At 71.4% G+C, this 357-nt stretch carries 1 protein-coding gene; it reads left to right on the plus strand.

Translation table 11 applies throughout. The features are described from left to right. The coding region (locus ACLZOT_RS50675) for an extracellular solute-binding protein (RefSeq protein ID WP_416976079.1) at positions 1–357 on the plus strand (357 nt) is incomplete at both ends.

Genomic DNA, 357 nt, shown 5'->3' on the forward strand with positions numbered 1-357 from the left:
GCTTCCCCGCCACCTGGAACAGCAACGTGGTGGACGGCACCGCCTACGGCGTCCCCTGGTACGCCGACGTACGCGGCCGCTCCTACCGCACCGACCTCGCGAAGCAGGCCGGCGTCGACACGGCCCCCGTCACCTGGGACGACCACCACAAGCTCGCCGAGGCGTACCAGAAGAACGGCGCCCAGTGGGGCACCGCCCTCCAGCCCGGCAACACCGGCGCCTGGCAGAGCTGGCTCCAGTTCCTGTACTCCGAGGGCGGCAGCCTCACCGACGCCGACGGCAAGGCCGCGCTCGACTCCCCCGAGGCCGTGAAGGCGTTCCAGACGTGGGGCAGCTACTTCAAGGACGGGCTGGCCA

This window comes from Streptomyces sp. 4F14 (assembly GCF_048159485.1).
Lineage (GTDB): Bacteria > Actinomycetota > Actinomycetes > Streptomycetales > Streptomycetaceae > Streptomyces.